This is a genomic window from Sanyastnella coralliicola (genome assembly GCF_030845195.1).
GTDB lineage: Bacteria > Bacteroidota > Bacteroidia > Flavobacteriales_D > Sanyastnellaceae > Sanyastnella > Sanyastnella coralliicola.
In genome coordinates this window covers 3,925,472-3,951,197 of sequence record NZ_CP132543.1, presented here as the reverse complement: position 1 = coordinate 3,951,197, position 25,726 = coordinate 3,925,472, and the positions used below count along the sequence as shown (strand labels likewise).

General features: G+C 47.4%; 12 protein-coding genes. 8 read left to right on the top strand and 4 right to left on the bottom strand.

Annotated elements, in window-relative coordinates; all coding sequences use genetic code 11:
- Positions 1 to 14 precede the first annotated feature (14 nt).
- Positions 15 to 659 (bottom strand): redoxin family protein, encoded by a 645-nt coding sequence (locus RA156_RS16060; protein WP_306641569.1) that lies wholly within the window; start codon positions 657 to 659, stop codon positions 15 to 17.
- A gap of 737 nt (positions 660 to 1,396) precedes the next feature.
- Here RA156_RS16060 and dxs point away from each other — a divergent pair.
- The 5 genes from dxs to RA156_RS16035 all read left to right on the top strand — a co-directional run bounded on the left by dxs (position 1,397) and on the right by RA156_RS16035 (position 8,516).
- Positions 1,397 to 3,337: a 1-deoxy-D-xylulose-5-phosphate synthase gene (dxs, locus tag RA156_RS16055; RefSeq protein ID WP_306641567.1), complete on the top strand. Its 1,941-nt coding sequence runs from the start codon at positions 1,397 to 1,399 to the stop codon at positions 3,335 to 3,337.
- Positions 3,338 to 3,340: 3 nt separating this feature from the next.
- Positions 3,341 to 3,859 carry a DUF2480 family protein gene (locus RA156_RS16050; RefSeq protein ID WP_306641566.1) on the top strand — a complete coding sequence of 173 codons (519 nt, stop codon included), beginning with the start codon at positions 3,341 to 3,343 and terminating at the stop codon, positions 3,857 to 3,859.
- A gap of 150 nt (positions 3,860 to 4,009) precedes the next feature.
- Positions 4,010 to 6,799, top strand: coding sequence for a DNA polymerase I (polA, locus tag RA156_RS16045; protein WP_306641565.1), 2,790 nt, complete (start codon positions 4,010 to 4,012; stop codon positions 6,797 to 6,799).
- Between the two features lie 322 nt (positions 6,800 to 7,121).
- Positions 7,122 to 8,060: a hypothetical protein gene (locus tag RA156_RS16040; protein WP_306641564.1), complete on the top strand. Its 939-nt coding sequence runs from the start codon at positions 7,122 to 7,124 to the stop codon at positions 8,058 to 8,060.
- 18 nt (positions 8,061 to 8,078) lie between these two features.
- Positions 8,079 to 8,516: a hypothetical protein gene (locus RA156_RS16035; RefSeq protein ID WP_306641562.1), complete on the top strand. Its 438-nt coding sequence runs from the start codon at positions 8,079 to 8,081 to the stop codon at positions 8,514 to 8,516.
- 672 nt (positions 8,517 to 9,188) lie between these two features.
- Here RA156_RS16035 and RA156_RS16030 read toward each other — a convergent pair.
- On the bottom strand, positions 9,189 to 11,279 hold the full coding sequence (locus RA156_RS16030; protein ID WP_306641560.1) for a zinc-dependent metalloprotease: 2,091 nt from the start codon (positions 11,277 to 11,279) through the stop codon (positions 9,189 to 9,191).
- Positions 11,280 to 11,461: 182 nt separating this feature from the next.
- On the opposite strand from RA156_RS16030, the gene RA156_RS16025 reads away from it, so the two are divergent.
- Complete coding sequence (locus tag RA156_RS16025; protein ID WP_306641558.1) at positions 11,462 to 12,823, top strand: choice-of-anchor B family protein; 1,362 nt, start codon at positions 11,462 to 11,464, stop codon at positions 12,821 to 12,823.
- Here the strand turns inward: RA156_RS16025 and RA156_RS16020 are convergent.
- Positions 12,820 to 14,235 carry a hypothetical protein gene (locus tag RA156_RS16020; RefSeq protein WP_306641557.1) on the bottom strand — a complete coding sequence of 472 codons (1,416 nt, stop codon included), beginning with the start codon at positions 14,233 to 14,235 and terminating at the stop codon, positions 12,820 to 12,822. The genes RA156_RS16025 and RA156_RS16020 overlap by 4 nt on opposite strands.
- 25 nt (positions 14,236 to 14,260) lie before the next feature.
- Positions 14,261 to 21,460 carry a T9SS type B sorting domain-containing protein gene (locus RA156_RS16015; RefSeq protein WP_306641555.1) on the bottom strand — a complete coding sequence of 2,400 codons (7,200 nt, stop codon included), beginning with the start codon at positions 21,458 to 21,460 and terminating at the stop codon, positions 14,261 to 14,263.
- Between the two features lie 223 nt (positions 21,461 to 21,683).
- Here RA156_RS16015 and RA156_RS16010 point away from each other — a divergent pair, with 223 nt between their 5' ends.
- Entirely contained in the window at positions 21,684 to 22,613 is a 930-nt protein-coding gene (locus tag RA156_RS16010) for a lamin tail domain-containing protein (protein ID WP_306641553.1), read from the top strand.
- Positions 22,614 to 22,640: 27 nt separating this feature from the next.
- Entirely contained in the window at positions 22,641 to 25,718 is a 3,078-nt protein-coding gene (locus RA156_RS16005; protein ID WP_306641551.1) for a carboxypeptidase-like regulatory domain-containing protein, read from the top strand.
- The last annotated feature ends 8 nt before the right edge of the window (positions 25,719 to 25,726 follow it).

Below are 25,726 nucleotides of genomic sequence, written 5' to 3'. Positions count from 1 at the left end.
TCCTATTATTCTGCTTACTTGTCTACACGCTTGATGCTGCATCCAAGTGGCTTCGTTGAGCTTACTGTGATCTCTTCGCCATCCTTAAGCTGACCAAGAGCGTCCATCAAGTAGTGCTCCTTTACTTCTTTTCCGCTGTCTACGTTGTCGTCGATAGCTCCTTTGTACACTAACTTCATATCCTTATTGAATAGGAATACATGTGGAGTTGTACGTGCACCGAAAGCATCTGCCAACTGGTGGTTCTTGTCTTCAACGTAAGGCATCATGTAGCCTTCAGACTTCGCGTGAGAAACCATTTCCTCCATTGAATCAGCTCCTTCTCGCTTTGCTTCGTTTGAGTTTACGAGTACCATACCAACGCCTGCTTCTTTAGCAACCCCGTATACTTCGTTGTAACGATCTTCCCATCCATCAGACTTCCCGTCACGTCCTACCACGAACGGACAAGTATTGCATGAGAATACTACCAACACTCCGTTCTCTTGTGCAAGAGAGGTCAATGAGTGCTGTTGACCGTTTACATCGGTCATTTCATATTTCACCATCGGAGCGGCAGCACCAATTTCCAGTGATTCCATTTCGGCATCAGCCACCATAAAGGCTGAACCTACAACCGCCGCAACCAAGGCCGCAGCTATGAATAATGTCTTTTTCATGAGTTTTTTGTTTGGCGAATAACTAACACCGCAAACTAGTAATTGTTGCGAGAGACTCGAATGAAGGGAGTCTTAACATTTGCCAAAGAAGATAGAGATAGGAATCTGAGATAGAAAAGTCCAGAAAACCAAAAAGGCCATCCCGTTGGACGGCCTTCGTTGGTAAATAAATGAAAACAATTAAACTATCTAAATATCTCTACATGAGAACTTACAAGGGTGTTTAACGGCTATTCTTCTCTTCGGTTACACGAATTCGAAAAAAAGTGTCTACACACTTGCTAAGTGCTTCATATACAGCATGAAAAAATGTTGAGTTTGCAAGCATGGGAGAATCCGTAGGAGGAAGAGTTGCCTTTTCCGGCGTCCGGCGTCCGGCATCCGTTTCTTACCATACCACTACCCTACCGCGATCCGCGTTCCGCATTCCGTCCACACTCCGGCGTCCGGCGTCCGGCATCCGTTTGTTCCAATACCACTACCCCACCGCGATCCGCGTTCCGCATTCCGTCCACACTCCGGCGTCCGGCGTCCGGCATCCGTTTGTTCCAATACCACTACCCCACCGCGTTCCGCGTTCCGCACTCCGTTCACAAAAACAGATTCTCAACACAACGCGGTCCCTCCTCGATGCCTTCCCGCACTTAACAGAAATAAAGGCTTGCCGAACATAAAATCCATACTTTTGTTCCTACGGTATGACGGGCGACGCAATGATCGTCCCCAATTCTAGAACCATGAGCGAATTTCAAGCCGGACCACTTCTCGATCAAGTTGTCATTCCAGACGATTTAAGACAGAAGATTAAAGAAGAAGAATTGCCGCAACTCTGTGACGAGCTGCGTCAATACATTGTGGATGTTGTTTCCGAGAAAGGTGGGCACTTCGGTGCATCGCTTGGAGTCGTTGAAATGACCGTAGCACTGCACTACGTATTTAACACGCCGTACGATCAAATTGTATGGGATGTAGGACACCAAGCTTACGGACACAAAGTTCTTACTGGCCGACGTGAACGTTTCCACACGAACCGCGTCTACAAAGGAATCTCTGGTTTCCCAAAGCGTACAGAAAGCGAATACGACACATTCGGTGTAGGGCACTCTTCAACGAGTATCTCTGCAGCGCTAGGTATGGCAGTAGCTAACCGCATTCAGAAAGATCATGACCGTCAGCACATCGCCGTGATTGGTGATGGTGCTATGACTGCTGGCTTGGCTTTCGAAGGATTGAATCATGGAGGTGTTGAAGACACCGACATGATCGTGATCCTGAACGATAACTGTATGTCGATCGACCCAAACGTGGGTGCTTTGAAAGAGTACTTAACGGACGTGACTACTTCACACACTTACAACAAAGTGAAAGATGAAGTATGGAACCTCCTAGGGAAGATGAGCAAATTCGGTCCGAATGCTCAGGCCGTAGCTCAGAAGGTTGAGAATGCCGTAAAAGGGGCACTGCTAAAGCAGTCTAACCTCTTCGAATCATTGAATTTCCGCTACTTCGGTCCTATTGACGGACACGACGTAGAATACATGGTCAAGGTTCTCCGTGACCTCAAAGATATTCCTGGACCTAAGCTGTTGCACTGTGTAACTGTGAAAGGAAAAGGCTACGAACCAGCTGAAAAAGGTTCGGCGACGAAATGGCACGCTCCTGGTCTTTTCAATAAAGACACAGGTGAAATCATTAAAGTCGTACCGAAGAATCCAGAGCCTCCGAAGTACCAAGATGTATTCGGACACACCATCATCGAGCTTGCCGAAAAGAATGAGAAGATTGTTGGGGTAACTCCAGCGATGCCTTCTGGATGTAGCTTGAAGTATATGATGGAAGCGATGCCTGACCGCGCATTTGACGTGGGTATCGCTGAGCAGCACGCCGTGACATTTTCGGCAGGTATGGCTTCACAAGGACTGGTTCCTTTCTGTAATATCTACTCTTCGTTCATGCAACGCGCGTACGATTCTGTAATACACGATGTGGCAATACAGAAGCTTAATGTGGTGTTCTGTCTTGACCGTGGAGGGTTGGTAGGAGCTGATGGTCCTACTCACCATGGTGCATATGACCTTGCTTACATGCGCTGCATTCCAAACATGATTGTTGCGGCTCCAATGAATGAAGAGGAGTTGCGAAACATGATGTACACGGCGCAGCAAGAAAACATGGGTCCTTTCAGCATTCGCTACCCCCGTGGTAAAGGTGTTATGACTGATTGGAAAACGCCATTGAAAGCAATGAAAGTGGGTCAAGGTCGTCGTATTCGTACGGGTGAAGACCTCGCGATTTTGACGGTAGGTCACATTGGTAATTTGGCCATTGACGCTAGCGCGGAATTGGAATCGAAAGGCATTTCTGCAGCGCACTACGATATGCGATGGGTGAAGCCTTTGGATGAAATCATGCTCCATGAAGTATTCGGCAAATTCAAGAAAGTAATCACTGTTGAAGACGGAACCGTTCAAGGTGGCTTCGGATCTGCAGTTACTGAATTCATGGCTGAACATGGATATGGTGCTCAGGTAATCCGTTTAGGTGTGCCTGATGAATTCATCGAACACGGAACACAACCACAACTTTACCGCGAATGCGGATACGATGCTCAAGCCATGGTAGAAGCTGCAGTAAAGATGGTGGGTGAAAAATCTGCTTCGAGCAAACTGGTAGGATAAACTATGGCGGGCGAAATCGTCAATCGTGTAGAAAAGAGTGGCATTGTCTCGCTCAATCTAGAAGAACTCCTTCCTTCCTTTCCTATTGTTTCTATTGATCTGAAAGACCAGCTCTTTCAAGAAATGATCCTGCGCGAAAAAGACTTCCGCGAATGGATTAAAACCAACGACTGGAATCAGTACGAAGGAAAACACGTAGCCCTATTTTGCTCAGCAGATGCCATCATTCCTACATGGGCTTATATGCTTGTCGGCACCAAGCTTGACGGCATTGCTGCATCTTATTTCACAGGCGAAGCCAAGGATCTCAAGGCCCGTCTCATCGAGTCCTTCATCAACGAAATGAACGCCGAAAACTACCGCGATGCCCGTGTAGTTATCAAAGGCTGCTCAGATGAAGCCCTCCCCGTTTCCGCTTACACAGCTGTAGCCGCCAAACTTCAACCGGTGGTGAAATCTCTACTTTTTGGGGAGCCGTGTAGTACGGTTCCGCTTTGGAAAAAAGCACGATCTAAGGCTTAAGGCTTAAGGCGTAGGGCGTAAGGCCTGTTTCTTTAGCCTTTACCCACTAGACTACGCTGACCGGTCTTCCGTCTACCGTCAACCGTCAACCATACAAGGTCAACCGTCCACCAAGAAGTCCTATATTCACAAGCCCAAACAAAGACCTACATGTTATCCCAAGATACTGACAAGAAGCTCTTCTTGCTCGACGCTTACGCGCTGATTTTCCGTGCGTATTACGCTTTTATCCGAAACCCACGAATCAACTCTAAAGGACTGAACACCAGCGCTATGTTTGGGTTCACGAATGTGGTTTTGGATATCGTTAATAACGAAAAGCCGACACACATCGCGGTGGTCTTTGATCCTCCGGGAGGAACCTTCCGATCTGAACAGTACGAATCGTATAAAGCGAACCGAGATGAAACACCGGAAGACATCAAATTGTCAGTGCCTTTCATCAAGGATATTTTGAAAGGTTTTGGTATTCCGATCATGGTGAAAGAAGGCTTCGAGGCGGATGATGTCATTGGAACGGTGGCAAAGCAGGCTGAGAAAGATGGTTACCTCACCTACATGATGACTTCGGATAAAGACATGGGTCAATTGATCTCAGAGAACATCCTCATGTACCGTCCTGGTCGTTCTGGGAAGCCAGCAGAGATTTGGGGAATCGCTGAAATCAATGAACGCTATGGTCTAGAGCGTCCAGAACAAGTGATTGACATCTTGGGAATGATGGGCGACAGCGCAGACAACATCCCAGGTATCCCAGGTGTGGGTGAAAAGACCGCGATCAAACTGCTGGGTAAATACGGCAGCATGGAGAATCTGTTGGCCAATACCCATGAGCTTAAAGGGAAGCAAAAAGAAAACGTAGAGAATCACAAAGAGCAGGCCCTGCTTTCGAAGCAACTGGCTACCATCATCACTGATATCGACATGGAAATCGATTACGAAGACATGAAGATGAGTGAGATGGATCGTGATCATCTCAAGAAAATATTCGAAGAACTTGAATTCCGTACACTCGCTCGTCGTGTGTTGGGTGAAGAGCTTCCAAATGCCGGTGAGCAGATTAGTTTGTTTGGGGGTGCTGATGAGGCTAGCGCCGAAGCGGATATCCCTGAAGTGGAAACAACTCCACTAAAGACCTTAGAATCTACTACTCACGACTACAAACTCGTGATGCCGGAGGATGCCGACGAACTGATCGACATCCTCAAAAAAGCGGATACTTTTTGCTTCGATACGGAGACTACAGGACTTGATTCGCTGCTCGCAGATATCGTGGGGATGTCATTCTCTGTAAAGCCTGGTCAAGCTTGGTACGTAGGCTTAGTAGGTACAGAAGACGAAAAGAAGGCAGCCATCGAAGCATTCCGTCCGATCTTCGAAGATGAGTCGAAGACCATGGTCGCGCAGAACCTGAAGTACGACTACAAGGTGATGCACAAGTACGGCATCGAGATTAAGAATAAGTTGTGGGACACCATGATCGCGCATTACTTAATGAATGCCGACATGAAACACGGAATGGATTTCCTTGCTGAAACTTACTTGAACTACAAGCCGGTTTCCATCGAGACCCTGATTGGTAAGAAAGGCAAGAACCAAGGTAACATGGGCGATCTCTCTCCAGAGCAGATTACAGACTATGCCTGTGAAGATGCAGACATCACGCTCCAACTCAAGGAGAAATTCCAAGAAGAAGTAGAGCAAGTACACCTCAAGTCGTTGTTTGAGGATGTGGAGGTCCCACTCTTGAAAGTGCTCGCCGACATGGAAATGGAAGGGGTGAATTTGGATGTCCAAACATTAAAAGACTACTCACAGCAGCTCGCAGGTGAAATTGAGGGCTTAGAAAAAGAAATCCATGAGCTCGCAGGAGAAACCTTCAACGTAGACTCTCCAAAGCAGCTGGGTCCAATCCTCTTTGAAAAGCTTGGCATTGGAAAGAACGTTCGAAAGACAAAGTCAGGTCAATATTCAACGAGTGAAGACATCTTGACCAAGTTCAAGGCAGATCATCCAATCATGGAGAAGATCTTGGACTACCGTCAAGCGCGCAAGTTGAAATCGACTTACGTTGATCCGCTTCCGGAGCTGGTCAATCCAAATACGGGCAGAGTACACACGCACTACATGCAAACCGTGGCTGCTACCGGACGATTGAGCTCAAACAATCCGAACCTCCAGAATATTCCGATTCGTACTGAGCGCGGTCGTTACATCCGAAAGGCATTCATCCCTCGCGATGAGCACCACATTCTGCTCGCTGCCGATTACAGCCAAGTGGAACTTCGAATCATTGCTGCGCTAAGTGGTGATGAAGGAATGATCAAAGCTTTCCAGGAAGGTCAAGACATCCACGCAGCGACGGCAGCCAAAGTATTCGGCGTTAGCCTAGAAAATGTTGACCGCGAGATGCGAAGTAAGGCCAAGGCAGTAAACTTCGGTATCATCTATGGTCAGGGAGCCTTCGGACTCGCTCAAAACCTCGGCATCAAGCGCGGGGAAGCAAAAGAAATCATTGAGAATTACTACACCCAATTCGCTCGCCTTCGTGAATACCAAACGGAGAACATCGAATTTGCCCGCAAGAACGGCTACGTAGAGACCATCCTCGGTCGACGTCGTTACTTGAAAGACATCAACTCCAAGAACGCAGTCGTTCGCGGTTTCGCCGAACGAAACGCGATCAACGCCCCAATCCAAGGGTCTGCAGCCGACATCATCAAGTTGGCGATGCTTAAGATCCAAGAGGTATTTCAAAAAGAACAATTCAAGTCACGCATGATCATGCAAGTACACGATGAATTGGTCTTCGACGCCCACTTAGATGAACTCGACGTCATCAAACCTATTATCGTTGAAGGAATGCAAGACGCCTACAAGATGGTCGTTCCATTGAAGGTAGATATGGATACGGGGGAGAATTGGCTTCAAGCGCATTAATAAGGCTTAAGGCCTATGGCTTAGGGCGTATGTTGGGCTTTGACGTTATTCAGAGCTTGTCTTGATTCTTGTGAATGAACCCGTGCTATGTGTTGATTTTCAAGCTTAAGCCTTAGGCCATAAGCCATAAGCCCGTGCATGTAGGCGTAATCTGACACAACCTTGCTTCACACCTCCTACGTGGGGCCAAAAGGGGTGCACTTACCTTTGGCTCATGTTAACAGCAACGATTGTATAACTTTTACAAGGATTGGCCGTAGAACGGAGGAGCAATCCTAATTTCAACCTTGTTGAAGCGACCATGAACACTAAAAAACGAATTATGTCCGCCAGGAAATTGAATCTTTTCACCCTTACGGCTCTCTTCTTTGCAGGCATGCTCTTGATCACCAGTTGTGGTGAAGGGGGCGGCGATGCAGAAGGAACCAACGCAGATCCAGCAGTAGACCAAGAAGCACCTGCTGAAATTGAATTTGCAGACCTCGAAGGAGCCCAGGTTACCGAACGTAAGGAAACCATTAAGAAGATCTTCTACACGATCCCAGCTCCGATGGAGATGGCGTCGTTGATCCAGTCATCTGGAGCAGCATTTGATCAAGACCTCTTGAACAGCGTAGATAATGTAGAATCATACATGACGCAGAAGTCGAAGGCGATCAACCTGGGGATGTATGGAGCAGACCTCAGCTACACGACGATGTTCGAGCGTAGCAAGGAGTCTCTTTACTACCTAAGCGCTGTTAAGCAATTGGCCGATGAACTCGGTGCATCAAACATCATCGCTGATGAATTGATCACCCGTGTGGAGACAAACAAAGAGAACAAAGATTCATTGATGAATATCGTCTCAGATACATTCTGGTCACTGAACGCGAAGTTCAAGGAAGACGGAATGGAAGACATTTCAGCGCTGGTTATCGCCGGTGGATGGATCGAAGCACTTCACTTGGCAGGAAGCCATGTTGAAGGAAACGATGAACTACGTCAGCGTATCGCTGAGCAGCAGTACTCATTGGATGATCTTCTCAAGCTGATCAAGACTTACGAGAATCAAGACAACCTTTCAGATTTGAAGGCAGATCTTGAAACACTGGCGTCAGTTTTCTCTGAAGTCGAAATAAAAAAGGAAAAAACTGAAACCTCTACCGATGACAACGGTACAATGGTTATAGGCGGCGCAAGCACGGTTACAATGAGCGACGAAACTCTCGCAAAAGTTCGTAGCACAGTTGCTGAAATTCGCTCGAAGTACATCCAGTAAAACGAAACGACTAGAACGATGAAGTTCCTCAAAGTAATCCTCCCCCTTCTTTTGATGGTTCCACTGATGGCCAATGCCCAGTGCCGAAGCTTCACTAAGAAGAAATGCCTACCTGAACTGGAAGGCTACGTACAGAACGATAACTTCAACAGCGCGGTATTGATCCCTGGTGATGAAGCTGAACTCCTACTCACATTCTACGCGGACAAAGAATACCGACTATTGGTATGTGGCCACCCGATTCTCGGAGACCTTGAATTCGAAGTGCTAGATACTGACGAAGAAGTGATCTACAGCAACGCAGATGCTGAAGACGAAGGAAAGACAAAATTTGACTTTAAAGTCGCAACAACCCAACAGTTGATCGTTCGGATCCGTGTCCCGGAAGCCGAAACCGCTTCAACTTTGATCCATGAAGGATGTGTGTCCGTCATGATCGGCTCCAAAGAGAGCTAAGTGCTGCGCCTTATATGATATGGAAGCCCCGCAATTGCGGGGCTTTTTTTGTGTGGGATTGCGGGACGCAGATCGCGGAACGCGGTGATGTTGGCGGTAGGCAGCAGGCTGTATGCAGCATCTCATTCCTTTGTATTGCAGCGCCTTGCGCTGCATCCTTCCTCTTCTCCAAGCACTCGTAGGGAATGCCCCGTGGACAATCAGGAGAAAGGAACGCAGATCGCGGATCGCGGCGATGTAGGCGGTAGGCTGTATGCGGTAGGCCGCTATCCATCCTTTTGCTTTGCAGCGCAAGGCGCAGCATCCTCCTTCTCTCCAACCACCTGTAGGGATTGCCCCGTGGGCAATCCAGGGGGCGGAACGCGGAACGCAGATCGCGGTAACGTAGGCTGTATGCGGTAGGCTGCAATCCATCCTTTCGGTTTGCAGCGCAAGGCGCAGCATCTCCCTTCTCCCGAAAGCACTCGTAGGGATTACCCCGTGGACAATCCGGAATAAGGAACGCGGAACGCAGATCGCGGTGGAAGGTAAAGAACCTAAAACCCGCGTTCCGCGTTCCGCAATCCGCGTCCCAGCAACAGCATACAGCATACCGCATACAGCATACCGCCTACAAAAAAAGCGAGTCTAAGCTCGCCTTTTCAAACAGGTTATAAGATCGTAAGCTGCTGCTTATCGAACAATCAATCGCTGGCTAAGGAATTCATTTCCTACTTGCATGCGAATCAGGTATACGCCTGAAGCAAGCTCTGCTGTATTGATATTTAATTTGTTCTCTCCTCGTTGTGCTGGTCCGTTGTAGATGGTGTCTACCAACTTTCCGAAGCTGTCGTGCATGACGATGGTTACATCGTGATCCATTGGCATATTGTACGATAAGTTCGCTACCGCATCAGCCGGGTTTGGAGCGAGTGTCATCTCAATGCCACTTACCAAATCTAGTACTGTTACGTTGTCTGCCGTGAAGACATTGATGTTGATATCATCAAGGTAAACGTGGTTTCCGAAACGTCCTTCGAAATCGAACTGAACGCGGAATCCTGGTACCATGTAATCTGGATTATCCACTGTAGCTTCCCCTGTTGCCCACTCGTCGGCCTCAGGCACGAACGGTGCGTTTTGCGGATCTGCAGTTGGAAGATCAGTAATTCCTCGGTGGATCTCACGAAGTACCCATGAGTCACCACAGTTGTTACTTACGTTCACGCGTAGACGGTCATCCGTTTCATCCGGACGGTTACAGTATGCGTACTTGTATGTAATCGTCGCAAAAGAAGCACCTGTCAGGTCCATCGTAGAAGACGTCAGGTAATCACGTGAGTGTTCAATCGTGTTATTGCGGTTACGAATACGAACACACTGCTCTCCAGTAGCCGAAGCCACGTCTGTGAGCTCCCATGTGACGTTGTTGTGTTGGTTCTCAATGAACCATGTTTCACTCGCAATTCCAGCTTCAAATCCTTCAACAAACGGCGCATCCAACGCATCCATAGGAAGTACCGTAATGAACGCTTCTTTCGTTTCCTCGATAGAGTCAATGCCATCGCTTACAGTCAAGGTAACATTGTATACTCCAGGCTCATCAAACATCACGATAGGATTCTTGTGTACCTCTTCGTCGGTTCCAGAAACAGTGAATGTTCCGAAATCCCAGTTCCATTCCTGAATACCGTGGAATGAATCGTCGAAGAATTGAATCTCTGTTCCTTGACAAACGATTTGGCGATCAGCACGGAATTCAGCCGCACATAGAATACTCTCTTCAAGAACACCTGTAGCTTCGAGGTTACTCTGCTGCCATAGGTCGTTACGGAACGCTGTGTTACTTTCTGCTGCTTGACGCATACGCTGCTTTTGACCAGCAGTAAACATGCGCGTGCAGTATGAGTACTCCATGTAGTTCTGGACGTTATCGAGCGAGCCACATGATTCACCATCCAGTGTACAAGTTGTCCAACCAATAGTATTCGGTGTGTCATCAACTCCATCATCCATGCCATTGTTGTTCTCTTCACAATTAGCTGCTAAACCTGGCGAATTGCTTGGCCCCCAGAGGTGTGGTAGGTTCAACCAGTGACCAACTTCGTGTGTAAGCGTACGTGAACGAAATGTGTTAGACGTCCCAATGGCACCTGTGTAATCATGAAGAAGAACAATTCCATCAAATTGTGGTTGATTCTCCAACCAATTTCCTGGTAGATAAGTATATCCAGCTGCACCTCCAGCATCAGCACAAACCCATACGTTCATGTACATATCTGTTGGCCACTGAATCAAGTCTTTCATGTCTTGATCTCCTTGGTAAGTCAAAGCACTCTCAACACGGTTAATTCCTTTGGTACAATTCCCTTGAGGATCGCGTTTTGCGAGTGCGAATTGAATGTTGATTGGTTCAGGTAAATCTGCAAAAGCATCAACAACATCTTCGATATCCTCATTTTCCATAGCAAAATCTCGATTCAAGATCTCCATTGCGCTGTAGATCTGCTCATCTGAGATATTCTCTTCACCATTGTCATGGATAATATGGAAAACAACCGGGATGGTGTAAATTTCTTCATCCCCTCCTCTATTGGCGAGGTTGGCCATACGTTCTTCGTATGCTGCTTGAAAATCCGCTTGAGACTGTTCGTGCTCATGACGGAGATGGGGATACTTCGCAAACAAAGCTTCTGTGGCTTCTGTTTGACCGCAGTAGCGGATTTCTTGTGCATTGGCCGAAAGTATTGCAACGACGGCCAGGAATGTCATCACTAATCTCATTTTCCTCTAGGTATTCGAAACGGGTCATAAAGATAACCCCCACTCATTACAAAAATGTCACAGTAGTACCCTAATCAACTAATAAATAGGATTGCTGTTCGATTCTCAGGAATGAAATACACGTGGGATTTTTCTGAACTGCCACCCCAAGCCCACCGGGCTTTTTCACGAACTTCGTAGTGATGATGCGAATTACCCTGCTCTTCTTACTGATTTTTCTTGGGCTAGCGCTGAATAGCCGGTCCCAAGATTCACAGAACGTCCGACTGATGGCGCAATGGTTCTCAGATGAGCCTGAGACCAACGCGCGCGATTCACGATACAATGATTGTTGGGGTTTTGTCATCAATGGAGAAGAGTACGGTGTGATTGGTTCTACATCTGGAACGCACATTATTCACCTCCCCCTTAACAACGCGATTAAAGAAGTGGCCTTCATTCCGGGAGATGCGCAAGGTGAGATTGTCATCCACCGAGACTATGCTACCCACAACGGCTACCTGTACGCGGTTTGTGACCAACAGCCTTCCAAACTTCAGGTCATCGATATTCGACATCTTCCTGACTCTGCATCGCTGGTGCTGAGTACTGATGAATTCTTCACCACAGCACACAACATTTATACCGACGAATACACAGGTAAACTATACTGCAGCGGTACCTCTTCAGCTGCTATGACAGTGCTTGATGCTTCGGTCACTCCAGAGTCTCCCACCCTCTTGAATCAATTCAATTTGGTGGAGTATGTGCACGACGCTTACGCACGACGAGATACTGTATTCGTGCATGCCGCTTTTCAAGGCATGTGGGTGTTTGATTTCGCTAACGCGGAAGAACCCCAGCTTCTTGGAAACTTAGAGGAGTATCCAGACGACGGATATAACCACAGCGGATGGCTCAATGACGACGGAACAGTCTATGTCTTTGCCGATGAAACGCAAGGAAAACGACTCAAAGTGTGTGATGTGTCAGATTTGACAGACATTCAAGTTACCTCCTTCCTATTCAGCGGGGGTGCAAGCCACACCATTGCACATAATGTCATTGTAGAAGGCGACTACGCCTACGTTTCGTATTACTTCGATGGTCTGCAAATCTTCGACATCTCCGATATCAATGAACCACAGCGGGTAGCCTGGTATGACACCTACGATATCGATGAGCAAGACTACCGTGGGGCATGGGGGGTGCACAAAGGGCTACCAAGTGGACGCATTCTGATTTCTGATCGTTACACAGGCTTGTACGTATTCAGACATATCCCCGAAGGTGTTCCAGATGTAAATCAAGAAATCGTCATGTTCCCGAACCCCGGAAATGGTGATGCGATTGTTCAAATCAGACGCAGTTCATGGCTACGCATGCAACACAGAGCTTACGACAGTCGAGGACGTCTGGTAGATGCAGGAGAATGGCGCAGTGGAGCGGATACTTTTTGGTTTCCAGTTGATCTTTCTGATCAATCTGCCGGTGTCTACTACATCGAAATTATCATCGATGAAGGAACGCCAGAAGTACTTCGTTACATGTTAAACAGAGACTAGTCCGAAGCCTCACAAGGCTTCACGACGTAGGCGTTTGCACTCGACTCAATCCCCCATAATTTCAGTAGCTTGACCGAGTTGAGTGATTCCTCCGGATTCTCAACCTTCCACCAATGCACCAACAGGCAATCGTCGCATATCACCGCCACATCTTCATCAGTGGATTGCAATTCAGAAATTCGGGCTTGTTGGCAGAGGTAGTGCTCGGTATATAAAGGGTCGAATTTCCAAAACAAGAAGAGCGCTCTGGCAACTATCACTACGTAAACCGCACTCATCCAATCTTTGACAATCAGTCGTAAGACGCTTTTCCAGCCAAGCACATTAACTAGTATCAAGGCATAGGTCACTGGAATCAATACGTCATTTCGCAGCATATTCGGTCGCCATGAACGATACCCGCCTAACGGTAGTAGGAGCAAATAGAGCACGATAAAGCTCAGTACAAATGCTGATGGACGAAGGAGCTTTTTGAATGACGTTGCGTCTTTAAAACGGAGATATGCGAGTCCTGCGGCCCAGAGAATAAATAACAAGTAGTAGCCACGACGTGAGAGCATTTCAGTCCACATCCCTTTCGCGAGCAGCAGATATCTTTCTGATAGCGGGATATTCTCCGCCATACCAATGGCATCCAAACTGCCAATGAACAGCGAGTACAGCACACCAATTGAGAAGAGTGCGATATAGATAAGCACTGGAAGCTTTAACACCCTTGCTCTCCATTCTGGTTCGCGTAAAATGGAAACAGTGAGAATGATGAAGACCACTGCAACAACTCCTGTATTCGTAGGTCCACTCAAGCATGACACAGGGATAAAAATGAAGCCAAGTACCCAAGTCCATAGAGGAGGATTCTCCTTCGGATTTCGAACGAGTTCAATGAGCGGGAAGAGGCTGAATAAGGTCCAGAAAAAAGGCAATGCATAGAAGAAGAAATAGGTAGGCGCTTTATCAATGATCGCATTCCCCAGCATGTGATCCTCAGCAGCGAAGAAGAGGTGAGTAGCCAGGATAATCAATAGACCTTGCGAGGTCTTCCATGGAATTTTGGTGATCCTCAAAATGAAAAGCAACAGCCCTAATTCTGTCAGAAACTTGATAATGGCCATGGCCAGGTACGGCGCATTCTCAGGCTTGACAATTGACCCCAGCATAGCTGGCATTCCACCCATGTATTTATGCAAGGCATAATGGGAGAAGAAGCGGTTAGGATTGGGATAAGAACCTGGCTTCTCTATCGCTTCCAATCCTAGCGGATTATCTAGGATTTGCTGCACATCAGCATCCACCAACACGCCACTTGGGAGGTCTCCATCCATGGGCATCAGAAAATGCTGATAGGCTGAGTATCCCAAGGAGGTTACCAGTAAAAGAAGCAATAAGATGTACTGAAGCTGATTACTCTTCAAGGCATGGGTGATTGCTGCCTCGAATCTACCTCAAAATAGTCACATGCCCTTCGAACTCGACCAATTCACCGGTCTCAACCGAACGAACAACCACACGCCAAACGTAGACATCGTTTTGAACGAAGTACCCGCCAGCATCGAGGTTACCTACCCAACCGATAGCTGGGTCATTGGTCGTGAAGACTTTGTCTCCCCAACGATCGAAGATGGCGAATTCGTACTCATCATCGAAGACCACACCTCCGCCAAATACAGGGAGGAATACTTCGTTGATTCCATCTTGATCAGGTGTAAAGGCATTTGGAACGTAAACCAAGAGTTCACTTTCACTGGTGATGTCTTTACATACGGTATCAGGACAACCAAATTCACTTGTCGCAATCAAACACACTTCCCAAACAGCTAGGTCTAGTGGAGGGAATGTGAAGCTAGGGTTCGCTTCGATACTTGTTCCAAGACCGGCAAAGTTCCATTCAAAGAACTGAGCATTGTCGCTAGCATTTACAAAGTCGAGTTCGTTCTCGAGCGTAGTCAATGGGAATGGCTCGTAGAAGAAGTCAGCAATTGGGTAATCGTACACGTAGATCGCTGAATCCGAAACCGTCGTCCCCACACAACCACTAGGAGCAGTTACTGTCAACGAAGGGAAGTACTCGCCAGGCGTAGCATAGGTGTACACGATGTCTCCACAGATATCTTGAACGTCATCATTACCTAGGTTCCATGTACAATCTCCGAAGAAGCTATCATCGGTCTCGTTCGTGAAGGTTACCGTTACGGGGAAACATCCTGATTCGACATCAAAGCTGAAGTCAGGAACAGGTACTTCGAAGATGTTCACGATAATGGAGTCGATGGCTGGTTGTGCACATCCATCCGTTACCGTCACTTCGTAGATGACTTCATTCACATCTGGTGGACAGTCATTAACATTTGGAAGGTTCGAAATTACATCTCCTGTAATTGATGTCTCCACCCAGTCAATCTGAAGTGGACCGCTACCCCCTTCCGCGTTAGCGAAAAGATCAACACACTCACCTTCACAGATCTCAATGACATCTGCAGGACCAACTTCGAGTGAAATCGGTGTGTTCAAAGTGATGTTCGAAAGCAGTGTATCTGAAGAACAACCATTGCCATCCAAGGCAACAACGTACGCCGTCAAATCTTCAGTAACGTTCGTGATGTACGGGTTGTCAGTTGAAAGCTCATCTGTAGGAGGAAGGTCTCCATACCATGTGTATGTGAAGGTACCATCTCCCCCTTCCGCGTTAGCGAGTAAATTCACCTCATCTTCAAAACAAACCACAAGGTCAAGGATGTTGAGGTCCATAGTAATCTCTGCAGAGAGCTCAGTCAGCGTCACCGTTGAATCAGCGATACATCCGTTAGCATCAGTTGCGAAGACATCGTAAGTACCGGCCGGAAGGTTGGTGAAAATTCCAAGGTTGTTGGTTTCGCCAGTAGGCTCACAGGTGAAGTTAACAGCTGTGGCACTTTCAACATCCATCACACCCGTTTCGTCTCCGAAACAAGTTGGAGGAGTAATGATCACATCATCAAGGAAGTACTCTTCATCTTCAGCAATTGTCACTAAACCGGTGAATTGACAGCCAATACTATCAGTGATCGTGTAGTTGTAATCACCTGGACAAAGACCGTCGATCATCGGTGTCGTATCCGCAACCTCGTCCCACGCATAAGTGTATGGCGGGTAGCTACCACCGATGGCTAGTTCGATGTTACCATCACAGATTCCGAAACAAATCTCATTGGTGAAACTCTGTGCCAAGACGAAGTCTTGAGGAACATTCACCCACACCGAATCTTCAGCAGAACAGAGGTTAGCATCTGTCACATTCACTACAAACCACTGGCTTGAAGGCGGCTCAACAGTTGGGTTGAAGGTATCCTCGCCTCCCTGTGTAAAAGCAGGGCTAGTTTCCCATAGGTAGGTATCACCACCCGTGGCATTCAAGGTCACCGCATCACCAAAACAAATGAGCGTAGAATCTCCAGCCTCTGCTTGTGGCAATGGATTAATCGTCACTTGTGTTTGATCCGTTGCCGAACAGAATCCTTCCGTAACAATCACTTCGATGTCTAGAATGATTGGAACCATTCCGTCGTTCGTCAAGGTCACTTGAGGAGCAGATAGCGTTGTATCATTCAGGTTATCTGTGTTGTTCCATGCGTATTCATATCCCGCCACAGCCGGTGCACCAATGAACTGAACATCTCCAGTACAGAATACCGCATCGGCACCTGCATCAGCAATTGGAATTGGAATTTCAGTCACCTGAATACAAACAGCCGGGAATGATTGACAACCATTGGCATCTAGCACCTCATCGATGCAGTACTGCCCTAGCGTGTTGATGTTCAACACCATTGGGCTAGCCGCAATCGTAAGTGTTGTTGGCACCCCGTCGAGTGAATAAGTCACGTCATAAGGAGCTGCTCCAGTAAGATCAACGACCAGGTCAATGTTGGTCCCTGTACAGAAGCTCGTATCTGCAAAAGCAAATGTTGCTGTAGGAAGTGGGTCAATCTCAACAGTTTCGACGTTCGAATCCGTATCGTTGATACATCCATTCCCGTCAGTTACGGTGTCGACGAACCACAGCAAGCTGTCGTTCACTGTGTAAGTCGTTTGAGTAGCACCAACATTGATGACTTCAGAGAAATCTATGACCCCGTCGTTATCATTGTCATTAACGATTGTCACATCCCAGTTCGGAGTTCCAGTTAGGTCTAATGTAAGGTCTAACGAACCTCCAGCACAGAAGGTGCCTCCGCCACTCAGCGTTGCTGTTGGCTCAGGGTTGACAATGACATCAGCTTGACCAGCCACAGTTCCCGGACAGAATTCATTGGATACATTCAATAGAGTATAGCTACCTGCATCTCCAACTGGAATGATGAATGGGTTATCAGCGGTAGGTCCAAAAGGACTATTCGCTAATTCAACCCCATCAAGAGCGAGTTGAATTGTATAATCACCAGTACCGGTGAAATCTACCTGAAGGTCAGTAGTCAAACCTTCACAGATCGTAGCACCTCCTGAAAGGGTTGCTGTTGGCGTCTCAACGATAACAAAAGGAACTCCAACTGAAATATCTACTCCAGGTGCACCAAGATCAACAGTACCCGCACCGTCATCGTCACCAGCTACGGCTGAAACGTAGTAGGTAACGCCGTACTGAAGCACTCCAGGGACATCCAAGTCTGCAGTAACATCCCATGACGGGGTGTCACTGATGTAGTAGACAATGCCCAGGTTTTCGTCTGGACTATCATGGATAACGAAGCTCAACACATCATTTCCATCTAGAATTTCATCTCCGTTAGGTGAAGCTGTTAGTACCCCGGAGTCACAAATCGTAATGAGATCTTCATCCACCGTTCCAGCATCTGTCAAGATTGGGCAAGTAAACGGATCTAGCGTGAAGTTGAATGGGTTACAGTTATTGACATCATTAATGGTCACGTTCGCTCCATCTTCTGGAATCAACGGATCACTCACAAACGACCAAAGGCCGCCTCCCTGATCTGTCAATGTTCCTGGAATATCGATAGCGTAGGTTGCTGGATCACCTGAAGTGATGTCGAATGTAATTTCCCATGTGTCTCCTGTGTTCGCACAAAGGGTATCGATGTTGTTTACCACAGGAGAAGTGAATACTGTCGCTACCGCGGAAGCGTCAGGGTTGCTCGTACATGTCGTAGGCATTCCATTGTCAGTCACGAAAGTAATCGTGTAGGTACCTCCGATGGTGTTGTCGATAGGGAATAAGTCTCCGTCGTTCACTCCTACCACTGTTTGGGTAGTGGTATTCACGCCATCATCAAATTCAACATCGATGTCTAGCGGTCCATTGGTTACCGCGAATTCAAGTTCGAAAGGATCAACGCCTTCACAAATCTCCACATCAGAAACGAAGCTGGCATCTGGCAACGAGATTACCGTGAGTGTAGCGGCATCTTCACCCACTGCGATATCGGAACACACGGTTGCCGCGTCAACGTAATTCGTAACCGTGTAAGTAGTTGTGGCGATTGGACATTCTTGGATCGTGTACACGCCTCCGATGATATCAACTCCATCTACAAGAGGTCCAACTGTTACTCCATTTAAGTCAAAAGTAACCGGCCCTTGAACGTCAGTGAAAGTGAAGGTCAAGTCACCACAGTCTCCATCACAGATATCAGCATCGCCAGAAATGGCAATGGTCGAAATCGGTGTAACAGCGATATCAATGGTTGTGCCGTTGGCGAAATCTGCTGAGCACCCTGTTCCTAAATCTGTCACAGAAGTGATCGTAAGGTTGTAGTCACCTACAGGACACACCTGGTAGGTATCACCTGCATTCAGTTGAATCGTATTGTTGACTGCCCCGTTATCATCGGTTTCTGTTACCTCAAATTCATACGGTCCCGTACCTTGATTGAACGTGAACGCGATATCATAACAGTCATTAGCACAAATGGCAGCATTCGCGTCAGTCAAATATGCCTCTGCCAACGGAATTTCTGTGAGTGTAGCACAGCTCAACGTGGTGTTCACACATCCATTGGCATCTGTTACAGACTCGATGCAAACGTTCGTGTTTCCAACGGGGTCAATGGCAACCACAAAACCGTCATCAATACCCACCGCATTGGTGCTTCCTGCGCCAGCGTTCCAAATGACATCAAATGGACCTGGACCTACAAGGTCGAATTCCATGTTTTGAGTCACATCACTACAAATCGTAGCGTCACTCAACACAGAAGCTGATGGTAGCGCGTTCACAGTGATGGTCACATCCGAAGTCACTGCTTGTGAACAGTTCGTACCTGTATCGGTCACCCCTGTCAAGTTAATCGTAGTCGTTGTCGCTGGAGAATTCGCCAAGTTCCAAGTGAATGGCGTTGCAACGATGATCAATGGTGAAGCATCACCTGCATAATCATGCGTTACTTCCCATGGACCTGTTCCTGTTAGGTCAATAGTCAAGCTGACCGCATCACCTTCACAAATGGTCGTTGAACCAGATAAAGTCGCCGTAGGCAGTGGATCAACTTGCACTTGGAACGCGCTGACTGTCGTATTCGGACAGTTCGGAGCATCCGTGTACTGCACCTGGGTAATGCTATAGTTCGTTGTAACTGGAGGCGAAACATTGATGACATCACCATCGCTCAATACTACCGGTGACATCGGGTTTCCATCGTTCGGACTGTACGTCACTTCGTAGTTTCCTGCTTGGTTAATGTCAACCTCAAGATCAACATCGTCTCCTGCACAGATAGAACCTGGGTCTAGAAATGTAGCTGTCACTGTTGGTCGAACTGTCACCGTCACACTGCTCGGTATTGTGTATTCACATTGAGGAGTGTTGCTGTCTTCAATCAGCTCCAAGGTGTAGGTCGTGGTTACGAGCGGACAAACTTCAAAAGTATCTCCGTCGTTCACTGCAGGAACAGCTTCTAATGTGTTTGTATTCGTGTTGCGTAGCTCCACATCGAAGGGTGCGGTACCAGCCATGGTGAATAGGATGTCTGCACAATCACCTTCGCAAATAGTAATGTCACCGCTGATCGATCCACTTGGCTGTGGCGCTGTTGTCAGCGTGAAAATGGTATCTCTTGAACAACCTGCAAGACCAAGGTCAGTTACGTTTAAGGTATAATCGCCTCCAACCAAACCGGTCAAATCCTGCGCTACCGAAGGAATATCAGGCCAGCTATATTCATATGGCCCTGCAGAGCCTGCAATCGACACATCGATTTGACCATCATTTCCGATACAGCTCTCGTTGGTAATCACCGCTGTGAGGTCAGAAATAGCTACGTCTATATTCAAGATCTCCGTTGCGGTACATCCTGCACCCGCATTGTTGGCTGTAATTTCAATTTGAGTAGCAACATCTGGAGTTACCGTTTGCGACCCTCCATTTCCAACGAGACCGAGATCTGGGTCTCCTGACAGCACGTTCCATGTGTAGTCAGAGTCTCCAGTCGCTTCGATGTTGACCGATTCTCCGAAACAGATCAGGGTATCCGGAACATTCAAGTTGAGTGATGGATCAACGTTAATCGTCAACTGAATTTGATCTGACGTTGGATTGATACAGGCATCATCGATCGCATCTACGGTCACCACGTTGGTTCCTATCATTGACTCATCTACCACTACGAAGAGTTCACCTTCCGCAGGGTTGATTCCTGTTTGAGTGAATGTTCCTCCTGGGTAAAGCGTTTCGAAATCGCTCGAAAGTGTGATGGTACGGAAGATGTTTGCATTGGTCGCCTCCACAGTAATTGAAAGGCTGTCACCCACACAAGCGTCTACTTCGGTAGCATTGACTTGAACAATATCATCAGAGACCGCTTGGATTTCTGGCGCGGTAAAAATCGTAGGAGTTGCGTCACAAGCACGTACAGTAAACGCGAAGGTGTGTATCACTGTACCAATGATGTTTCCTCCCCCATCAATCATATCTACTTGGACGGTAGCCGCGTAGTTTCCGAAGAGGCCAGGAGCAGTTGCTGTAAAAGTTCCTGTAACGTCATCGAAAGTCATTCCAGCAATAGGCTCATTACAAGCCGAGATCATCGGAGCATCCACCCCTCCTGTAGTTTGCGGACAAACCAAGGTGTAATCAAGGGTGTAACCGCCAGGATTCAAGAACTCCAGTGTATAGCTCAACGGATCACCAGCACATACATACGGAATAGGGAATTCGTTGTCTGGAGTAATCGAATCATTGCAACCCTGGGTTGGGTCAATGGTGGTGAGGAAGTATGCTGTTGGAAGCATACCGTTGTCCATGTTGATGAAGTAATTCCAGTCACCGGCAGCCCAGCTGGCTTCCCATGAACAGCCAGAGTCTAGTGTGACTTCAGCGTAGTATGTTAACTGTTGAGCTCCTGGGATGAATCCTCCAGAACAACTTGAATTCGCAATTTCGGATGCACAAAGGTCTGAGATCTCCGTCTCTGTCTGCAGGGGAAGAGGAATAGAGAATGGAAGTGTACAACCATCGGGAATAAAGAAGACGTCTTCTTGCAAGGTAGCCGGAGTGGACCCAAAACAATCTTTGTAGATCGTCAGGGTGACACCGTAGTTGTCACCACCAAGGCAGGTATACGTTATGTTCCCTCCGAGTATGTGGTTTGCTGATACCTGCAACGCAGCAAACAATAGACATACCCCGAGTAAATGCTTTATTACTCGCATGAATCCTCTCTCTCCTGAATAGTTAGCTTTAATCTCACGAGGCACAACTATGTCGCTCCACCCCACGCGATATTGTCAAATTTAAGGATATCCAACGACACCTCAGCCGTGAATTCCTAACGAGTCATTTGTTAACATTCCATGACCTTATAAGCTCCAACTTGTCAGGCTCTCAGAAACTTGTCTAATTTTGCTTGTCCAAATTGGATTTAACAGACACGTTATGAAAACAATCTTTACTCTTGCTATTGCACTATTTGTAGGACAAGCAGCTTACGCTCAAGGTTGCACGGACCTATTCATTTCAGAGTACTGTGAAGGCTCTGGTAACAACAAAGGATTTGAGATCTACAATCCTACACCAAACGCCATTGACCTAGGACCTTACGTTCTAGAGCGTTGGTCAAACGGAGCTCAAGCAGCTTCTGATGAAACAAACCTAGTAGGAACCATTCCTGCATACGGAACATGGGTTGTTGTAAACGGTCAAACCGAAGACGTTGATCTAGGTGGTGGACAGATTTCACCAGCGGTTGACCCAATGATGCAGCAGCTTGCTGATCAGTTGGATAACCCATACCCAGCACCAACATACATGAATGGTGATGACGCATTGGTATTCGTTAAAGACGGATCTACTGTAGTTGACATCTTCGGTAAGCCAGGAGAAGATCCAGGTACAGCATGGACTGACAACGAAGAAGCAGGATACACATCAGATGACGGTGGTGCTTGGCTTACTGCGAACCACACACTTCGTCGCAAGTACGACATCACTGCAGGTGTGACTGTTCCTCCAACAGCATTCTACGCTTTGGCTGAGTGGGATTCACTACCAAGCAACACTTGGGATGGACTAGGTTCTCACGCTTGTGCTTGTGATCCTAACAGCGTTGCTCCTATCGAGATCCCTGTTGAATTCACATTGTTCCCTAACCCAGTGACAGAAGGTGAATTCCAGATCAACTCAAACTTGAACATTGAAAAGATCGACATCTACGACCAGAACGGACGTATCGTTCTTTCAATCGTTCCAGAGATGAACGTTATGCAGCAAGTGATCACTACTGATGAACTTGAAGCAGGAATGTACATCGTAAACACGCTACTTGCAGGTAACCGTACCTTCTCACAGCGCGTTGTGGTACGCTAAGGCGTAACCAACCAAAACCCTCGACATATGCGTCTCTTTGCTATCCTATTCGTCCTATTAGGAGGAAGCTTGTCGCTAAGTGCTCAAACGTCTAAGGTTACGGGAACCATTTCCGACCAAAGCACGCACGAGACACTGATCCAGGCAACGGTCATCTTCGAACCACAAAACGGAGACCCGATTGGTGTATTGACTGACTTTGACGGTCGATACAGCACTGAACTTGCTTACGGAAAGTACACCATGAAGGTGAACTATGTTGGTTACGCTTCTTACATCCGAGAAGTGGAAATCAACCGACCAAGCAAAGAGCTTAATGTTGACTTGAAAACGATCATCTTGAAAGAGGCCACCGTTACTGCGGACCTCGTAGACCGGGAGACGCCGGTGGCCTTTTCAGATGTTAAACCGATACAGATCCAAGAGGAGTTGGCTTCACAGCCGCTCCCTATGATCTTGAATAGTACCCCTGGTGTCTATGCCACCCAGGAAGGTTCTGACGACAATGGTCCTTCGGTAACTATCCGTGGTTTCAAACAACGAAACGTATCAGTGATGATCGACGGAATCCCAGTGAACGACATGGAAAACGGAGGCGTTTTCTGGAATAATTGGTTCGGACTGGATGTCGTGACTCAAACAATGCAGGTGCAACGAGGTCTCGGTGCTTCGAAACTTGCGCTTCCCGCCATCGGCGGAACCATCAACATCCTTACTCAAGGAATTAACAACAAGCGCAACACTATGGTGAAAGCGGAAGGAAGCACCACCGACCTTTACCGCGTAACGCTTGGACACACCTCAGGACGCCTTGATGGCGGTTGGGGATATACTCTCGCTGGAAGTTACCAGCAGAACCGTGGTTGGATCGACCAAGGCGGATCTCGCGCTTGGTTCTACTACGTAAAACTTCAAAAAGAACTAGGAGATCACATCATCTCTATCTCTGCTATGGGAGCTCCCTCAGAGAACAATCGTCGTTCGTACCAACAACGAATTGCTACGTACGACAAAGAATACGCTCGTGGCCTCTTCACTGGTACAGATGCCGAATACGCTCAGATGCAAGATTACTCCGTGCGCTACTGGACCATCAAAAACGACCAGCTTAACCTAGCCGAAGAGGAACAAGCGATTGCAGATTTGAATGCTGAATACGGATATGATTCCGTAGATGACTTTGAACTCTTGATGAACCAGACGGATTTCATTGATACGACGAACATCATCGAAAAAGGACCACGCTACAACGTACACTGGGGTATGTTGGCAACCGATGCCAACCGCGAAAACTTCCAGCCTAAAATTGAGCGTGTGAACCGCTACCACAAGCCCCTATTCTCACTTCGTCACTCTTGGAACGTTTCAGACAAGTTCTTCATCTCGAATAACCTGTACGCTTCATTCGGACGAGGAGGAGGAACAAGCCTCAGCCCGGGATTGGGAGACGGTGATTTCAATGCTGCCGGACAAGTAGACTTCCAGCGTTTCTATGACGCCCATACCCAGCCGAACATCTTCGGAGGCCCACCAAGTCCGCAAGCGGGGTGGATTCTGCGAAAAGGATTCAACAACCATTATTGGTACGGATTGTTGAGCACCTTCAACTACGAAATTGACAATCGCTGGAATCTTTCAGGAGGAATTGACCTTCGAGATTACCAAGGCGAACACTACGCAGAGGTACATGACCTTCTCGGTGCAGAATACTGGATTGATAACAACGGTGATGCCAACACCTTACCAGAAGAACGCTACGAAGGAGATCGCATCGGTTACTACTACGATTCTTTCGTTCGTTGGGGAGGAGTTTTCGGACTTCTCGAATACAAAGACCGCCTATGGACAGCCTTCTTAAACGTAAGTGGTGTTTACCAAGGATATAACCGTGTAGATTATTTCGCCCCTCAAGATGTGGTGGTTGATGACATCGTATACTACCAGCAATTGAGCGTACAAGATGCGTTCGTATTGAATAACGACAATGGCGACTTCTTCGTCGTTGATGACGACGATGCAAACCCACTCATGGGTGGAACAGACAGCCAATGGGTTGTTGGAGGAGACACCCTGAATAATGCAACTGTTGTATACCACAACGGAGACGGCACACGAACTTCACGTTCGGATTGGAAGTGGCTTCCAGGCTACACCGTAAAGATGGGAGGTAACTACAACCTCAACGAGTGGAACAGTGCCTTTATGAACGTTGGTCACCTAAACCGTACACCAGTACTTCAGAACGTAATTGGATTCGATAACCAGTTCGTGAAAAACACGGCGAACGAGATTATCAATTCGATTGAACTTGGGTACAAATACAGCAAGTTCCCATTCACCTTGAACGTCAATGGTTACTTCACTGATTGGAACAACCGTCCATTGGATGAACTCCTTCGTGTGGTCATTGAAGACTCTCAAGGTGTAGAGCGAATTCTTCAGGCAAACATCACCTCGATGAGTGCTGTTCACATGGGCGTGGAAGTAGACGGAGCCTACCAGATCAATGATATGTTCACCGTAGAAGGGTTTGTTTCCCTTGGGGATTGGAAATGGGATAGTTCAGAAGATGAACTCACCCTGATCGATGTGGAAACGAATCGTCCGTTTGTTGATGCAGAAGGTGAAGTTGTTACAGTAAGCTACAATGCTCAAGGGGTCTCTGTTGGAGATGCCCCTCAAACGATGATTGGTGGAGCGATGAAGATGCAGAAGAAAGGCTTCTATGTGAAGCCTCGCTTCACTTGGTTCGCACGTCACTTTGCTGACTTCGACCCATTCAGCCTCAACGGCGAGAATGAAGGACGTCAAAGTTGGGAGATCCCAGCCTACGGCCTTCTTGACCTACACGCAGGATATACATTTAAGGTAAAGGATTCACAGATCGATGTTCGATTGAGTGGGTTCAACCTCTTGAATACATTGTACATTATCAATGCGCAGAATAACGATGTCTTCCCATTCTACCTCTACCGAGGACAAAATGGAAGCTACGATGACCAGCTGCGCTACAATTTCTCAGAAAGTAATTTTGACGCGTCTTCAGCGAGTGTTTATATGGGCTACGGAGCTCGTGGAAACCTGTCGATCCGCGTACGTTTCTAATAGATGAA